Here is a 16208-nt window from a genome sequence, read left to right as displayed (position 1 = left end):
GAGGTCCGCCCCGTCCAGGTGAGTGCGGCGACGTGAGTATCTGGCTCCCGGGAGAGTTGCTCCCCGGTCACAGTGGCGGGACCGCGCCGGAATCGCACCGGCTTCCTCAGGTGTCGTCGCATACGACGCCGGGAACCTAACACGGGCCAAGACGGCAATACGGACCGGGTTCTCGGTGGCTATCGTGGAGGGACCACAACGATCGAAAGGACCGGTATGGGTGTCAGCTTGGCCAAGGGTGGAAACGTCTCGCTTTCGAAGGAGGCCCCGAACCTCACGGCGGTGACGATCGGCCTGGGCTGGGACGTACGCGCAACCACAGGCACCGACTTCGACCTCGACGCCAGCGCTCTGGTCGCGGGAGCAGGCGGCAAGGTGCTCTCCGACCAGCACTTCGTCTTCTACAACAACCTTCGTTCGCCCGATGGGGCTGTGGAGCACACCGGCGACAATCTCACGGGTGAGGGCGACGGCGACGACGAATCGATCAACGTCGATCTCGTTGCATTGTCGGCCGACGTGCAATCGGTGGTGTTCCCGGTGTCGATCCACGACGCCGACGCGCGTGGCCAGTCCTTCGGTCAGGTCCGCAACGCGTTCATCCGCGTCGTCGATCGCTCCAACGACCGCGAACTCGCCCGCTACGACCTGACCGAGGATGCCTCCACCGAGACTGCGATGGTGTTCGGTGAGCTGTACCGGCACGGCGGCGAGTGGAAGTTCCGTGCGATCGGTCAGGGCTATGCGTCCGGGCTCGCGGGGATCGCGCGGGACTACGGCGTGAACATCGGCTGACCCGCATCGATCAACGAGCGAGGGGTACTCGGACGGCCCGAGTGCCCCTCGCTTCATTCGTTCAGCTCTCGGCCCAGAGTTCCTCGGGCAGTGGGGATCCCAGTGTGTATAGGCGTACGTCGCGGGAAGCTGGGATTCGGTTCGTGCAGAATCACTTTCAGTGTGATCTCGTCCACCACCTCGGTGGATGCGACCTGGGGAGCCTGGCGGATGGCAGTGGATCCGAGACCTCGACTCGCCTCAGCGCACAAGCTTCCACTTCGTCTCGTGGCGGTAGAAGGTCGACCGCTTGAGCGCGCGAGGATTGGGGACACCGTCGCGGGCGAGGAAAGCCTCGGGAGAACCGAGTTGGACGGCCCTGCCCGTGAGCCACTTGTAGCCACCGAACCATCGGGCCCGGTCGACTGCTGCGCGTAGTCCCGGCATCTGGGGAGTCGGCTCGATGCGGATGCCGGGCACCGTGCCGGAGAACAAGCGGGTGTCGTCGACGTACGCCTCACCCACGAGCCCGTTCTCGTCGCCGCGGACGAGCGCGCGCCCCACGAGAGCCACTCCCGCGTCGTCGCGGATGAGCGGGATCGGCTTCGCCTCACCCTGTAGTGCGATGGACGCGGCCTTCGAACCGGTGCGCAATCCGTAGGCTTCCGTCGCGGGTGTCCGCGACTCGGGGACGAACGCGACCTCGATCCCGAGGCGGTCGGTGCGCATCAGCCGTGTCAGTGTTGCCGCGAATGCAGCGTCGTCGCCCACGATGATCAGTCGGGGGTCGTCCACCGACTCGATGTGTGCGAACACATCCTCGAAGTCGTCCTTCTCCGGAATCGCAGGAGCCGACAGCGCGGTTACTGAGGTGAGTGCCAAGGGGAGTGGCACATCGCCGCATCTGAGCACTACCGGGGTCAACTCATCTCCTCGCTGGTCACGATCGGGCGGCCGTCGGTCAGGCGTCCACTGTAATCCGAACCGGTGCCGGTCGTGGGGACCCCGGATCGTGGCGGGCCGGGCCGAGTAAACGGATACCGAAACCGGAGCGCGGTCGATGGTGGACTACACTGTGGTCCCGGCTGCTGCCCGGATTCGGGCAGGACCCTGCAGGCGAGACCGCCCGCACGAAGAACCCTGCCTGAGGAGCGCGAAATGCCGGCAATCGTCCTGATCGGAGCCCAGTGGGGCGATGAGGGCAAAGGCAAAGCAACCGATCTGTTCGGCGGACGTCTGCAGTGGGTCGTGCGTTACCAGGGCGGCAACAACGCGGGCCACACCGTCGTGCTGCCGAACGGTGACAAGTTCGCGCTGCACCTGATCCCGTCGGGCATCCTCACTCCGGGTGTCACGAACGTCATCGGTAACGGTGTCGTTGTCGATCCCGGTGTGCTGCTCGAAGAGCTCGCGGGCCTCGAAGAGCGCGACGTCGATACCTCGCGTCTGCTGCTCTCGGCCGATGCGCACCTGATCATGCCGTACCACGTGGCCATCGACAAGGTCACCGAGCGCTTCCTCGGCGCGAAGAAGATCGGCACCACCGGCCGCGGTATCGGCCCGTGCTACCAGGACAAGATCGCACGTGTCGGTGTCCGTGTCGCTGATGTCCTGGACGAGAAGATCTTCACTCAGAAGGTGGAGGCGGCCCTCGAGTTCAAGAACCAGGTGCTCGTCAAGATCTACAACCGTAAGGCCCTCGATCCGCAGCAGGTCGTCGACGAGGTTCTCGGCCAGGCCGAGGGATTCAAGCACCGCATCGCCGACACACGTCTGCAGCTCAATGAGGCACTCGAGCGCGGCGACACCGTGCTGCTCGAGGGGTCGCAGGGCACGCTGCTCGACGTCGACCACGGCACCTACCCGTACGTGACCTCGTCGAACCCGACCGCCGGCGGCGCCGCTGTGGGCTCGGGTATCGGGCCCACGAGGATCACCACAGTTCTCGGCATCCTCAAGGCCTACACCACGCGTGTCGGCTCGGGTCCGTTCCCGACCGAGCTGTTCGACAACCACGGCGAATACCTGGCCAAGCAGGGCGGTGAGGTGGGTGTGACCACCGGTCGCGCGCGCCGCACCGGCTGGTTCGACGCGGTCATCGCCCGCTACGCCACGCGCGTCAATGGCATCACCGACTACTTCCTCACCAAGCTCGACGTGCTGTCGGGTCTCGACACCGTGCCGATCTGCGTCGGCTACGAGGTCGATGGTGTGCGCGTCGACGACATGCCGATGACGCAGACAGGCATCCATCACGCCAAGCCCATCTACGAGGAAATGCCCGGCTGGTGGGAGGACATCTCACACGCCCGTACCTTCGAAGAGCTTCCCAAGAACGCACAGAACTACGTGCTGCGTCTCGAGGAGCTCTCCGGCGCGTTCATCTCGTGCATCGGTGTCGGGCCGGGCCGTGACGAAACGATCGTCCGGCGCGACATCCTCGCCTGATCGGGGCATTTGCCCGGAAACGCCGCATGCTGGACGCGACCAGGACGGACGCGCGACAGTGGAGTGCATGGTTCGTACAGCAGAGGTGAATGCAGCCGGGCCGCGTAGAGCACGCCCGAGAGCGCTCATGGTCGCCGTCACCGCCGCGGGACTGATTGCGGCGGGGCAGGGCACCGCGCACGCTCAACCGGAATCGACGCAGCTGGCGCCTGCCTACACGATCGGTCACGGATCCTCCGGGTCGATCGCGGTATGTATCGGCCGGCTCGATGTCGAGGTGTACCCGTCCGAGGAGGGCCCCGAGCCGTACGTGGTCCGGCTCGAGAGTAACTTCGTCGGTGTCACACCCGTCTGTTTGGTCGACGGCACGTTCACCTGGCACAACCTCGATACCGGAGCCTCCGGATCGGATGACTGGGCGCTGTCCGGCTGGGATGGGCCGGAAGCGGGTACCGTGCGCTATTTCGACCCCGGGCCAGGGCGCGTCGAGGTCACTATCGCGCCGGCGACACCACACCTGCCGGGTGGGGGCGAGTTCACGGCGTCCTGAGCGCGAATCTTCGAAGGAGACAAGGAGTTACGGGCGGTTCTCGGTCCGGTCGTGTTTCTCGACGAAGCTCAGGAACCGCGGGATCACCTGGTCGGGGTTCGCCCACAGTAGGTCGTGTCCCACCCCTGGCTGAATCTCGACGTCGGCCGACGGGATGTGCTTGCGGACGCGTGCTGCCTGGATCTCGGGATCGTTGGTGATCGTCTCGGCGCCGAACAAGACCAGTAGCGGCGCCGCGACACGGGCCAGTTCGTCGTCGGTGATCGTGCGTTCCCAAGGCACGCCCATCCGATATTTCACTCCGGCCACGATCATCGCGAATTCCTCGTCGGTGGGTGCGTACCCGGGCATCATCCACTTGTTGAACTTCCGGAGCCGCTCGGCTGTCGGCCTGACACCCATGAGGAGGAACTTCAACAGCACTCTCGCGCGCGGCCTCGCGAACGTGGCGCCGCCCGGCTCGAACAGGGTCACGCTCGCCAGCCGCTCGGAGTGGTGTGCTGCGATGTTCATGGAAATCCAGGCGCCCATCGAGTTTCCGGCGAGATGGATGCGCTCCTCGCCGAGTCCGTCGAGTAGTTCGACCATCCATCGGGCCAAGTCGGCGCCGTCCGCGAGAGGCGTTGTCTGTGTGCTGCGTCCCGCCCAGCCGATGACGTCCGGTGTGTAGACAACACGGTCGCGGGCGAGGTCCTCGATGAATGGGGCCCAGATCTGCCCGTTGCCGGAGATGCCCGGAAGCAGAAGAAGCGGTATGCCGTCCCCGCTTCCGGATCGGCGCACATACGTTGTGCCGAAGGGTGTTTCGATGTTGATCTCGGTCGACGATATGGGCCATTGCGCCGCGAGAGTGTCGTACGCGCGCATGAATTCGTCCCTGGCCTCGTCGTTCTTGAACTGCCCGATCTTCGGCATGCGTCCCCTCCATTCTTCATGGTATGTGCGTATCACGTTTATGATACGCACATACCAGCAAGATGGGGAAACGTCCGGAACGAAAGGCTGAGCAACCCGTGCCACGATTGGTCGACCATGAGGTGAGGCGACGGGAGATCACCGACGCCGTGCGCCGTGTCATCGTCGCGGGCGGATTGGAAGGAGTGACCTTCCAATCGGTCGCGGCGGAAGCGGGGATATCCGTGCGGCTCGTCCAGTACTACTTCGGTACCAAGAAGGAGTTTCTCCTGGCCACCCACCGGTCGGTGATGGAAGACGCTGGAGCCAGGTTCGGTGAGCGATTGGCGGCGCAGGGTGATGCTGCCCCGCGTGAGGCGATCCGCACGATTCTCACCGAACTACTTCCGCTCGACGATCGGCGCCGAGAGGAGGCGATCGTGCTCGGAGCGTTCAATTCGGCGGCGATCGTCGGCCGGGGGCTCGCTGCCGAGGAGACCCATGCGGCACCGCGTGCGCTCGTTGCGATCGTCGCCCACCACCTGGGGCGGGAGGGGGATCTGCCGGGCACGATCGATCTCGATGCCGAACTCGTTCTCGCCGCCGTCGGTGGCCTCGCGCAGGGCATGTTGGCCGGTGTCTACGCCGAGGGTCGCGCGGTTGAGCTCGTCGACCACCTGCTCGATCGAACGGTGCGTCGTTCCTGATCTCGAGCCTTGCGGATCACGTCGTGTTCACCGCGCGTCGGCGTCGACGGGCCGGTCCGGGGCATGTTCCGAGGAGTCCCACTGGCCTGTCGTGTAGCAGTCCACTATGCGCGATACTGGACCGGTGATCACACGCGCGATAGGAGCCAGTTCGCTGGTCCGCGACCTCGGAAACTGGCAGGACACCGGTGACGTGCGCTCCGCGTACAGGGCCCTCGCCGACGGCATCCGCCTCCTCGTTCACGACGGCCGTGTCCCGCAAGGCGTTGCACTGCCGAGCGAGCGGGAACTCGCGTCGGCCTTGTCGCTGAGCCGCACCACCGTCACCTCGGCGTATTCGGCGCTGCGTGACGAGGGTTACCTACGCAGCAGGCAAGGTGCGCGCAGTACGGTCGCGATGCCTGCGGGCGGGGCGCGTGCCCGCAATGCGGTCAAGACGGGGCCTCCCGGCGTCGATGCGATCGACATGAGCAACGCGTCGCTCCCGGCCCCCGCTGCCGAGATCGAAGCCGCGTACGAACTGGCATTGCGATCGATGTCGGTATACCTGTCGTCGCACGGCATGGAACCGATCGGTGTGACGGAGCTGCGTGAAGTGATCGCACGCCGGTATCGCGAACGCGGACTGCCTACCTCGCCGGAACAGATCATGGTCACCAGCGGCGCCCAGCACGCTATGCGGCTGCTGCTCGGTGTGCTCACCGATCCGGGCGACCGGGTGATCGTCGACCATCCGACCTATCCGAATGCGCTCGAAGCGATCCGACGGCACGGTGCACGTCCGATCCCGGTGCCGGTCCGACCGGAAGCCGGACCCTCCGGCGGGTGGGATCTCGGTGCGCTTGCCAGTGCCTCGCGCCAGACCGCCGCGCGCACAGCGTTTCTCGTCCCCGATTTCCACAACCCCACTGGTCTGTGTCTCGACGAGGACGGTCGCGCCGAACTCGCGCGCATCATGTACGACGCACGGATGACTCTCGTCGTGGACGAGACGATGGTGGATCTGTGGCTGGATGCTCCGGCACCCCCGCCTGTCGCGTCGTTCCCGGCCGGTTCCTCGGTGGTGACGATCGGATCGACCGGCAAGTCCCTGTGGGGCGGGCTGCGCGTGGGGTGGATTCGTGCCGACCGTGAGCTGATCGGCCGGCTCACCGGCGCACGGTCGGGTGTCGATCTCGGTACACCCGTCATGGAGCAGTTCGCCGCCGCACATCTGCTGTCGGACGTCGAAGAGCTTCTCGAACAACGACGTACACAACTCCGGGAGCAACGACAGGCGCTGTGTGAGGCACTCGACGACCGCTTGCCCGACTGGCAGTACACCGAAGGTCAGGGCGGGATGTCGCTCTGGGTGCGGATGCCCGAACCGGTATCGACATCCCTCGCTGCCATCGCGCCGAGCCACGGTGTACTACTCGCGGCCGGACCGCGTTTCGGGGTTCAGGGAGCCTTCGAACGATTCCTACGGTTGCCGTACACGCAGCAGCCGGACTCACTGCGCCACGCCGTGGCGATGGTCGCCGACGCATATGCCCAGGTAGCGCAGGGCGGTGACATCGAGGTGTCTCGGCTCGTCGTCTGAACGCTCGGCGTCTTGGGGGACAGGAAGATTCGAGATGTCGTTCGGGTTCAGGGGTACGGGAGGACCGAGGCGCCTCGTGCGTCGAGCAAGAGGGACATCGAGGCCAGTTCCTGCTGTTGTTCGTCGACCATCGACAGCGCCCTCGCTCGCACAGCCGGGACGGCGGTGGTGTCCAGTGCCGCCGCTGCCATCTTGATACCACCCTGGTGGTGCCGGATCATCAACTGCAGGAACAACACCTCGCGTTCGGGGCCTGCCGTCTCATGGAGTCGCGTGAGGTCCTCGTTCGACGCCATACCCGCCATCACGGTGTGATCGCCGTGGCCGCCCTGCGACGCTGCCGCCTGAAAGGGTGCTCCCACGAGTTCGAGCCAGCCGGTGAGCGTACCGATCTCCCGCCACTGTGAGGCACGGATCTGACCGGCCACGGCACCGACATCGGATGACACAGCGGTACCGAGAAGATCGACCATGGTGATGGCCTGCTGGTGATGGACCGACATGTGCTGCGCGAACTCCACGTCACGATCCGAGAGTTGCACCATCGCCGCGTCCGGGTGCTCGCCGTGGCTACTTCGGCCGATGAGGAATCCGGTGGTGAGACACACAGCGACGAGGAGCGCCGTGACGGCCGGGAGCAACCATGATCGGGTTCTCATCGCGAGGGATAGACGGACGGGTCGAGTTGCAACGCCATGAATCCGTTGTCCATGCACGTCACATACAGCATGTCGCCGTGGAACTCGGGTGGTGACAGACACCAGTCGGCAGACAGGTCGGCTCCGACCAGCCGGCTCTGATCGTTGATGACCCCATCCGCGCCGGTCTGGCCCTGCATCAATGCCCGCGCCAGCGCGAACGTGCCGATCACCGGCGGTGCGGCGATCGAGCCGAGTGTCGCATGCAGCGAGTTCGGCAATTGCCGATGCTTCCCGGTCTGCGCGGGCGGATTGAAGTAAGCGATCTCCCGGAACCGATCCGGATCGCTCACATCGAACACTCGAATGCCGGATTGAATCCAACTGCACGCCATGGTCGAAGGATCGTCTACTCGGTCGACCGAGCAATAGTGGGCGTCGTAACCGAACGGTCCGTTGCTCGCATTGCTCGACGCCCACCGGTCCTGATTCTCCGGAAGATTGATGGACAGTTTCGCGCTCGTGCGCCACCGAGGGGTCGCGGGGTCGGTGATATCGAAGAGTTTGACACCGCCGGAACCGCCCTCGTCGACGGTGAACAAGTGCGGTGTGCCGTCGTAGGTGACGTGAATGCTGTGCTGATTGAGCAACCCGTCGGTCCAGAACTTCGCGCCGATATGCGGCAGGGGGTGGCCGATCACGGTGCGTGGCGCGCGGTTCTGCACCGCGGACACGTCGATGATCGTCAGCCCGGCAAGATTGGACAGGAACATGGTGTTGCCGTCGGGAGTGAAACCCATACCGTGTGCAGCAACTCCGGTCAGTCCGCCCCACACCACCATCGGATGCGCGGGGTCGGTGATGTCGACGGCGCTGATCCACCCGGGAGCGATGCCGGAAGCCCAGTAGGTGTTGCCGTCGGGGGAGAAGTCGCCTTCGTGAGTGGTGATCGGGATCGGCATGTTCGGCAACGATCCGGTGGCAGGGTTGAGCAGGCGAGGATGGGCGCAGTCCTGCGAAATGTCGTAGACCGAGATGTATCCGGCGCTTTCGATCAATCCGACGCCGGTGCCGACGAGTAAGCCGCGTTCCTCGTGCACCTTCAACGACTCCCAGGTGCCGCCGATCATCGCGGGTTCGGTCAACAGGGCGGTGGGTATGGGGTTTGCGGGGTCGCTGACATCGAGGACCTGCACCCCGGCGTCGGGCCCGAGAAGATTGGTCGGCCACGTCGAGGCGATGTATGCGCAGTTCTCGTAGGTCGGGCTGACCGGTCCGGCCCCACGACCCTGGTACTGCCCGACCAAGTCGATGTTGCAGTTGTAGCCCTCGGTGCTGCGGCCGGATCTGCGATCATCGAGCGGGACTTCACCTTGGATACCGGTCTCGACCAGGTCGCCGGGGCGGCAGTCGGCAGGCTCGACCGCTGTGGGCCACACACCGGTGAATTCGTCGAACCCGGCCGGTGGCGTCGCGTGTGCGACGGTGGAGAACGCGACCATCAGCGACATGGCCGCGAGCGCGACCCCGAGACGCTTCACCGGGCAGTCCGGTTGTTCGAAGCCAATTCGCGCAACGTCGCCGACACCTCGCCGGGACATTCGAGCGGCCCACAGTGGCCCGTATCGAACGTTCTGAGTTCGATCAGATCAGGCAATCGGTCGGCGATCCATCGGGACCGAGACGGCGGTGCAATCCGATCGTTACGCCCGGCTATGACGACGGTGGGAGCGGTCAGCGCCGCCGGGTCGACCGTGGACAGCAGACCGACGAGCATTGCTCCGTATCCGCCTCGGCCGCGCGCGGGTGTCGCGCCGATGATCCGGTCCACCTCCACTCCGACCGACCTGTCGGCGGAGGTGCCGACCGCGACGCGGGAAACCAGCTGCCTGCGTAGGGGGAGTCGTTTCGGCAGCGGTAGCCGCGCAAGCGGAACCGCCGTCTGTGCAAGCCGTCGTCGCGTGGAGACGAGGAATTCGGGTCCACGCAGGAACTGGACGTTGTCGAGAATCTCGCCGGGAGTGGTGTTGACGAGCGCGACCGACGACACGCGTTCTGCGATGTCGTCGGGATATCGCTGCGCCCAGGCCATCACGGCGATCCCTCCCATGGAATGACCTGCGACCACCGCAGTCGTTCCGCGCGGGATCGTTGCGTCGAGGACGGCATGCAGGTCGTCGGCGAGGTGGTCCATCGTGTAGGCCCCGGCGCGCGGTGCGTCGCTGCGGCCGTGACCACGATGGTCGAACGCCACCACCCGGAATTCCTTGCTGAGTTCGCGAATCTGATTGTGCCAGAATTCGGTCGAGCACAGGATGCCGTGAGAAAGCACGATGGTGGGCGCACCGTCGGGGCCGTGGACCTCCGCATGGAGACGTGTTCCGTCGGCGCTGTGGACGTCGAGCACCGTGTGTGAGCGCAGCTTCGCATTCGGTCGGGTCTGCTCGATTGCACGACGCGCTTGCGGGACCAGCCGGACGAGCCGGGGGAGGCGCGGCACCGTCGCGCGGGACAGGGCCGCGAGAGCGTCGAACATCCGTTGCCGCCGCGGGGTCCACTCGAGTCCGAGGAGCTCGCGCAGCTCCGGTGTCAGAAGACCCGCCGTGACCGACGTCAGGATTGCGCCTGCGACCGGACGCACTGTGAGGTTCCACAGGAAGGCGAGCCCTGGAACCTGGATCGGTGGGGCCTGGGGCGAACCCGCGACCGCAAGGACCCGATCGGTGATGTCGGAACGTGAGAGCCGGGTTCTCGTCATCTCGTCGAACCACACGAGGAAATCGGCCCACTCGGCAGGCATGTCTTTGTCGCGGATGCCGTAGAGCTTCCCTACCTGGCGCATCTCGAGGTAGAACTTTTCGACCTCGCCCGGATTCCAGCCGCGTCCGAGCAGTTTCTGCTGGACGTAGACCCCGTGGACCAGGCTCGCATGTACCCAGTGGAACGGTTCCGGGTTCAACGAGCTCCAACGCGACCCGTCGGGATTCTTTCCCTTGATATCGACATGACGTTCGCGCAGCTTCCGGGCCGTTGCCAACGCCGATTCACGTCCGTAGACGACGCCCATGATCATGTCGAGGGTGCGTTGAGCGCGCCCGTAGGGGTCGGTTTCGAACACCGAGAATTCGCGAACGCCCGCCGCGACCACCGGGTGTGCGACGTCGATGAGCAGCCGGTGTGATGCACCGAGAACGAATGTCAGATCGCCGAAGACCGACCACGCGACGGATTCGGGGCCCAGCGGGGCGAGCTGCACATCGGGTGTCGAACTGGGGGCCTCGGCTTCCACCACGTCAGTCATGAGACTACTATTAGCACAATCGTCTCAGCTGGGATACTGGATCTGTGACTCGTCCCGGTGCTCCGCTACCCAGGCTGTTCGAACGTGCGATCGAGAAGGCGGTGTCGCACGATTCCACAGGTAGCGACGAGGGGTTCTCGGGCAAGGACGTCGAGCAGGTGTACGACGCGGCACTGCACGTCCTGGCCGAGCGCGGTACTCGCGCGGCAACGGTCGACGACGTTGCCACGCGGTCCGGAGTCAGCCGCGCGACGCTGTTCCGGCGGTTCGGTGGCAAGGACGCACTCTTCGAAGCCGCTGTCGCCTACACGCTGCGCGGCTTCCTCTCCATGATCACCAGTGCCTTCGTCACCGTCATCGACCCCGCTGATCGCATCGCCGAAGCATTCGTCGCATGCTTGCGTCTGCGTCGTCGCCTCTTTGCCGGCAGTCACCGTTCCGGGGAGTTGCTCGCGCTCCTGTCGGCCGGAACACCGTCCCCGCTCGACATCGGTCACCGATTCATCGCCGCACGCATCGCCGCAGCGCAGGCCGAAGGGACGCTCCCACTGGGTGATCCGGACGGCCGGGCCGAAGCAGTCATTCGTATCACGCTGGGGTATCTGGTACTGCCCAGCACTCATTTCGACCTCGATGACGACGCGGTGGCCCGCGAGGTCGCACGCAGTGTCATCGCGCCCCTTGTCACCGGCGCAGGGAACTGACCGGATCTATCTCGGCCGACCCGCCGTGGGCTGTCGGTGGTCGGCGATATCGTGGATACAGGACTCGAAGCCGGGTCTGTGTTCGACGAAGTGAGGGTCGATCGTGGCCGCGCAGGATCCGCTGCAGACGCAGCGCGACGCCGGGCCCGACGTTGCTGCAGAATTGGCTGCGGCCGGATTCGTCGAGGCGGAAGAGATCGGCCGCGGCGGGTTCGGAATCGTCTATCGCTGCCGGGAGGTCGCGCTCGACCGGATCGTGGCGGTCAAGGTCCTCACTTCGGATCTCGACGTCGACAACCTCGAACGATTTCTGCGCGAGCAGCGCGCGATGGGGCAACTGTCGGGCCACCCGAACATCGTCAACGTGCTGCAGATAGGCACCACAGATTCGGGACGGCCGTACCTGGTGATGCAGTATCACCCCCGTGATTCACTCGACGCGCTGATCCGCCGGTCCGGCCCGCTGCACTGGCACGACGCACTCCAGTTCGGCATCAAACTGGCAGGTGCCCTGGAGACCGCCCACCGGCTCGGCATCGCGCACCGTGACGTCAAACCCGCGAACATCCTGCTCACCCAGTTCGGCGAACCGCAGCTCACGGATTTCGGGATCGCCCGGATACGCGGGGGATTCGAGACTGCGACCGGTGAAGTCACCGGGTCCCCGGCATTCACCGCACCGGAAGTCCTGTCGGGGCGCACACCGACGGCAGCGTCCGACGTCTACAGTCTTGCGGCGACGGTCTTCTGCGCACTGACCGGGCATGCCGCCTTCGAACGCCGCAGTGGTGAGCGAGTGGTCGCCCAGTTCGTGCGTCTGACAACCCAGCCGATCCCCGACCTACGGGCGGATGGAGTCCCCGACGAATTGTGCGCCGCGATCGAGCAGGCGATGTCGGTGGACCCGGATTCCCGGCCGTCGACCGCCGCCGAATTCGGCGAGATCCTGCGTGCCGTGCAGGCAGAGCACGGGCTTCGCGTCGATGATCTCGCAGTGGCCGGACCGGCGAACGAACCCGGTGTGGTGCAGGTAAAATCAAGTGGCACAACGTCATCCGATACGATTTCCGCGAGTGGACGCGCACGTTCGCGTCGTACGAGCGGCAGGTCCACCACCCCACCCGCTCCCGCAACTCGGTTCCGTCCGCCGGTTCCTTCCCGGCGACTCGTGGCGCGGTGGAAGTTGCTGCACCTGCTCGACGACTCGCATCGTCGCCGCCTGATCGTGGTGCACGCACCACCGGGTTTCGGTAAGACGATGTTCGCGATCGAGTGGCGCTATCAACTCGACGACCAGGGTGTCTCGGTGGCGTGGCTCAACGTCGACCACGACGACAACAACGTCGTGTGGTTCCTCGCGCACCTCATCGAGGCGGTCCGGCAGGTGCGACCCACCCTCGCGCAGGAACTGGGTCAGGCGCTCGACGAACACGGCGACGATGCCGAACGCTATGTGCTCACGTCCCTGATCGACGAGATCCACACCGCTGCAGAACGCCTCGTGGTGATAATCGACGACTGGCATCGCGTCACCGACCCGGCGACGATCGCAGCGTTGGCATTCCTGCTCGACAACGGGTGCCATCACCTCCAGGTCATGGTGGTCGGACGTACCCGTGCGGGGCTGCCGATGAGCCGCATGCGGGTGCTCGACGAGCTCGTCGAGATCGACCACCGCATGCTCACCTTCGACATCGACGAGACAAAGAAGTTCCTTGCACGACACATCGGTACGGCTCTCGACGACGACATCATCGCCGATCTCGTCGCCGCCACCGAAGGCTGGCCCGCCGCTCTGCAACTGGCGTCGGTGTCGCTGCACGGACACGACGATCCCGCGCATCTCGTGGCGCACCTGTCCGGCCGGCACCGCGGGATCGGACAGTTCCTCACCGAGAACGTCCTGAGCTTGATCGACGAGGAACTCGTCGACTTCCTGCTCACCGCGGCGGTGACGGAGCAGACGTGCGGGAGTCTGGCCTCGGCGTTGAGCGGGCACGGACACGGTCAGGCGATGCTCGAAGACATCGAGGACCGCGATCTGTTCCTGCACCGCGTCGACGAGGAAGGCCGGTGGTTCCGCTTCCAGCCGCTGTTCGCCGAGTTCCTGCGACAACGACTCGAACGCGACTTTCCGGAACGGATGCCAGGGCTCCACCGGAGTGCAGCGCAGTGGTTCGAACAGCATGCGATGACGCTGGAAGCCGTCGATCATGCTCTCGCGGCAGCCGACGACGACTACGCCGTCGACATCGTCGAACGTCACGCGCGGGACCTGCTCGCCGACGGCCGTGCCACCACGCTGCTGGGGTTGGCCGCGAAGCTTCCGCGCGGCGCCGTGGCAGCGCGGCCGCGCCTGCAACTCGCCCTGGCGTGGGCAAGCATCGTCGTCCACGACACTGCGCGTGGCCAGCGTGCACTCGCCATGGTCGAACGCGGTCTCGATGCGGACAAGATCACCGGCGCCGAGGCCATCGACGTCGCCGTCGAGGTGGAAGTGGTGCGGCGCATCGTCGACGTGCGCCGCGACCGGACCGGCCCAGCGGACGGGCTCGCCGAGAGGCTCCTGGCGCGCGCGGACACCCTCGCGCCGATCGTCGTGTCGTCGGGTCTGAACGCCGCGACGTTCGATGCCGTCTACCGCGGTGAATTCGAGGAGGCACGGCGACTGCAGGATCTCGCCGCTCCGTACCACGATCTCAACGCCGGGCCGTACAACCTGATGCACGGCAACGCGCTCCTCGGACTCGCCGCACTCGAACAACTCGATCTCGATGCGGCGGGCGAACTCCTGCGAGAGGCGTGGAGATTGTCCCGGCTCGGCAGCGGTGCGTACTCGTCGTCGGCCTTGCTCGCCGGGTCGGTGCTGGGGGAGTACTTGTACGAGCAGGGAGATCTCGACGAGGCCGAACGACTACTCGACGACGGCTACGAGCTGGGGGCCGAGGGCGGCGTCGTGGATTTCAAGATTGCACGATATGTGATCGGTGCTCGGGTGAAGGCGCTGCGCGGCAGGCATGACATCGCGGCGACCCGATTGGAGGACGGTGCGCGCGCTGCCGCGACGATGAAACTGGACCGTCTTGCTGCGGCCGTCGAGAACGAACGTGTCCGGTTGGGGTACCCGATCGCACATCCACGACCGGTCGCCGAATACGGCCGACCCCGTCCCGAGACGGGAATTGCGTTGCACACCGCCCAGATCGAGGAAGATACCGCGATCCGGTTGCTGCTCACGGATCCCTCGCCCGAACACGTTGTGCTAGCCCACCGGTGGGCGAGCGAGTGGTTCGTGTTACTTCAGCAACGCGGATTCCTGCACCGCGCGCAGCGCGCTCTCGAACTCGTCGAAGAGTGCGAGAAGCACGGTGCCGCCCCGGATCGCGACTGATCCGGGGCGGCAGCGCATCATTGCGCTCGTCCGATCAGACCCAGAGGGTCGTGATGTCGGTGGCCTCGCCGGCAGGTGCCGCCGGTGTGCCCCCCGGGGTGCGGGAGAACCGCGGAGCCGGTGCGTGCTGGGTGATGCCCTCGAGCTCGATGAGTGACCCCCGCGCAGCGATGTGCTCGTTCGCGGGTGCCTCAGCGAAGGTGAGTACGGGGGAGACGCACGCGTCGGTGCCGAGGAAGATCGCCGACCACTCGTCGCGGGTCTTCGACAGGAACTTCTCCGTGAACAGCTTCTTCATCTCCGGCCATGACGCCCGATCGTTCTGGGCGGGCAGCTCGGCCGCGTCGAGGTCGAGACCCTTCAGTAGCAGCGCGTAGAACTGCGGTTCGATCGATCCGACGGCCATGTACTTGCCGTCCTTCGTCTCGTACACCTCGTAGTACGGGGCGCCGGTGTCGAGCATGTTCACACCGCGTTCGTCCGACCATGCACCGCGGCCGCGGAACGCCCACATCATGTGCGACAGTGCCAGCGCGCCGTCGACCATCGCCGCGTCGACGACCTGCCCCTTCCCCGACACGCCTCGCTCGACGAGCGCGGAGAGGATGCCGAAGATCAGGAACATCGAGCCGCCGCCGAAGTCGCCGACCATGTTCAGCGGAGGCACCGGACGTTCACCCTCACGGCCGATCGCGTGCAGCACACCGGTGAGGGAGATGTAGTTGATGTCGTGGCCGGCTGCGTTCGCCAGCGGACCTTCCTGGCCCCAGCCCGTCATCCGGCCGTAGATGATCCGCGGGTTGCGTTCGAGCACCACATCGGGGCCCAGGCCCATGCGTTCGGTCACTCCGGGACGGAAGCCCTCGATGAGCACGTCGGCGCGCTCGAGCAGCGAGAGCACCTTCTCGATGTCATCGGGGTTCTTGAGATCGGCCTCGATGATGCGACGGTTCCGCTGGATTGGATCGCGCGCGCCTTCCGGCGGGATGCCGCCGGGGCGCTGCACTGTGACGACGTCGGCGCCGAGATCGGCGAGCAGCGTCGCAGCGTGTGGTCCGGGGCCGAGTCCCTTGAACTCGACGACGCGGATACTCGCGAGGGGACCCTTCTTCTCAACTGCTTCAGCTGACACTCGTCGAACCTCACTCTGATACGTAGGGACTCTCGCAACGGAGAGTACCTTAGCGAGCGTTCAACATATGGGGTGTGTCACTGCTGT

General features: G+C 65.6%; 13 protein-coding genes and 1 riboswitch. Of the genes, 7 read left to right on the top strand and 6 right to left on the bottom strand.

What is annotated here, in order from left to right:
- Window positions 1–13 precede the first annotated feature (13 nt).
- Window positions 14–146: riboswitch (cobalamin riboswitch) on the bottom strand.
- Between the two features lie 70 nt (window positions 147–216).
- On the top strand, window positions 217–795 hold the full coding sequence (locus tag HCA61_RS04560) for a TerD family protein (protein ID WP_169687002.1): 579 nt from the start codon (window positions 217–219) through the stop codon (window positions 793–795).
- Between the two features lie 240 nt (window positions 796–1035).
- On the opposite strand, the gene HCA61_RS04555 is transcribed toward HCA61_RS04560, so the two are convergent.
- The gene (locus tag HCA61_RS04555; RefSeq protein WP_169687431.1) at window positions 1036–1686 is read right to left on the bottom strand and encodes a hypothetical protein; all 651 of its coding nucleotides are present in this window, start codon (window positions 1684–1686) and stop codon (window positions 1036–1038) included.
- A 246-nt stretch (window positions 1687–1932) separates the two neighbouring features.
- Here HCA61_RS04555 and HCA61_RS04550 point away from each other — a divergent pair, with 246 nt between their 5' ends.
- Window positions 1933–3222: an adenylosuccinate synthase gene (locus HCA61_RS04550; protein WP_169687001.1), complete on the top strand. Its 1290-nt coding sequence runs from the start codon at window positions 1933–1935 to the stop codon at window positions 3220–3222.
- A gap of 67 nt (window positions 3223–3289) precedes the next feature.
- Window positions 3290–3772: a hypothetical protein gene (locus HCA61_RS04545; protein ID WP_169687000.1), complete on the top strand. Its 483-nt coding sequence runs from the start codon at window positions 3290–3292 to the stop codon at window positions 3770–3772.
- A gap of 27 nt (window positions 3773–3799) precedes the next feature.
- Here the strand turns inward: HCA61_RS04545 and HCA61_RS04540 are convergent, their stop codons facing one another.
- The gene (locus HCA61_RS04540; RefSeq protein ID WP_169686999.1) at window positions 3800–4687 is read right to left on the bottom strand and encodes an alpha/beta fold hydrolase; all 888 of its coding nucleotides are present in this window, start codon (window positions 4685–4687) and stop codon (window positions 3800–3802) included.
- 98 nt (window positions 4688–4785) lie between these two features.
- Between HCA61_RS04540 and HCA61_RS04535 the strand changes: the two genes are divergently transcribed.
- Both HCA61_RS04535 and HCA61_RS04530 read left to right on the top strand, forming a co-directional pair.
- Window positions 4786–5373, top strand: a complete 588-nt coding sequence (locus tag HCA61_RS04535) for a TetR/AcrR family transcriptional regulator (RefSeq protein WP_169686998.1) — start codon at window positions 4786–4788, stop codon at window positions 5371–5373.
- Between the two features lie 124 nt (window positions 5374–5497).
- Window positions 5498–6955: a PLP-dependent aminotransferase family protein gene (locus HCA61_RS04530; RefSeq protein ID WP_169686997.1), complete on the top strand. Its 1458-nt coding sequence runs from the start codon at window positions 5498–5500 to the stop codon at window positions 6953–6955.
- A gap of 47 nt (window positions 6956–7002) precedes the next feature.
- On the opposite strand, the gene HCA61_RS04525 is transcribed toward HCA61_RS04530, so the two are convergent.
- Genes HCA61_RS04525 through HCA61_RS04515 form a run of 3 tightly spaced genes read right to left on the bottom strand, consistent with a single transcriptional unit; the run spans window position 7003 to window position 10894 of the window.
- Window positions 7003–7614, bottom strand: a complete 612-nt coding sequence (locus tag HCA61_RS04525; RefSeq protein ID WP_169686996.1) for a DUF305 domain-containing protein — start codon at window positions 7612–7614, stop codon at window positions 7003–7005.
- Window positions 7611–9134 carry a hypothetical protein gene (locus HCA61_RS04520; protein ID WP_346777485.1) on the bottom strand — a complete coding sequence of 508 codons (1524 nt, stop codon included), beginning with the start codon at window positions 9132–9134 and terminating at the stop codon, window positions 7611–7613. Before HCA61_RS04520 ends, HCA61_RS04525 begins: the two co-directional genes overlap by 4 nt.
- A complete protein-coding gene (locus tag HCA61_RS04515; RefSeq protein ID WP_169686995.1) occupies window positions 9131–10894 on the bottom strand; it encodes an alpha/beta fold hydrolase in 1764 nt (587 codons plus the stop codon). Before HCA61_RS04515 ends, HCA61_RS04520 begins: the two co-directional genes overlap by 4 nt.
- Window positions 10895–10938: 44 nt before the next feature.
- Here HCA61_RS04515 and HCA61_RS04510 point away from each other — a divergent pair, with 44 nt between their 5' ends.
- Together HCA61_RS04510 and HCA61_RS04505 are read left to right on the top strand one after the other, a co-directional pair.
- Window positions 10939–11598: a TetR/AcrR family transcriptional regulator gene (locus HCA61_RS04510; RefSeq protein ID WP_169686994.1), complete on the top strand. Its 660-nt coding sequence runs from the start codon at window positions 10939–10941 to the stop codon at window positions 11596–11598.
- Window positions 11599–11701: 103 nt separating this feature from the next.
- Window positions 11702–14989 (top strand): serine/threonine-protein kinase, encoded by a 3288-nt coding sequence (locus HCA61_RS04505; RefSeq protein WP_169686993.1) that lies wholly within the window; start codon window positions 11702–11704, stop codon window positions 14987–14989.
- Between the two features lie 34 nt (window positions 14990–15023).
- On the opposite strand, the gene HCA61_RS04500 is transcribed toward HCA61_RS04505, so the two are convergent.
- On the bottom strand, window positions 15024–16121 hold the full coding sequence (locus HCA61_RS04500; RefSeq protein WP_169686992.1) for a CaiB/BaiF CoA-transferase family protein: 1098 nt from the start codon (window positions 16119–16121) through the stop codon (window positions 15024–15026).
- Window positions 16122–16208: the final 87 nt, after the last annotated feature.

Source organism: Rhodococcus sp. HNM0563 (assembly GCF_012726195.1).
GTDB lineage: Bacteria > Actinomycetota > Actinomycetes > Mycobacteriales > Mycobacteriaceae > Rhodococcus.
This window is presented reverse-complemented; position numbering and strand designations above follow the sequence as displayed.

Bases quoted from the DNA above. Each gene is read 5' to 3' on its own strand.
- HCA61_RS04560 (WP_169687002.1), top strand. From the start codon at position 217: ATGGGTGTCAGCTTGGCCAAGGGTGGAAACGTCTCGCTTTCGAAGGAG.
- HCA61_RS04550 (WP_169687001.1), top strand. From the start codon at position 1,933: ATGCCGGCAATCGTCCTGATCGGAGCCCAGTGGGGCGATGAGGGCAAA.
- HCA61_RS04545 (WP_169687000.1), top strand. From the start codon at position 3,290: ATGGTTCGTACAGCAGAGGTGAATGCAGCCGGGCCGCGTAGAGCACGC.
- HCA61_RS04540 (WP_169686999.1), bottom strand. From the start codon at position 4,687: ATGCCGAAGATCGGGCAGTTCAAGAACGACGAGGCCAGGGACGAATTC.
- HCA61_RS04525 (WP_169686996.1), bottom strand. From the start codon at position 7,614: ATGAGAACCCGATCATGGTTGCTCCCGGCCGTCACGGCGCTCCTCGTC.
- HCA61_RS04515 (WP_169686995.1), bottom strand. From the start codon at position 10,894: ATGACTGACGTGGTGGAAGCCGAGGCCCCCAGTTCGACACCCGATGTG.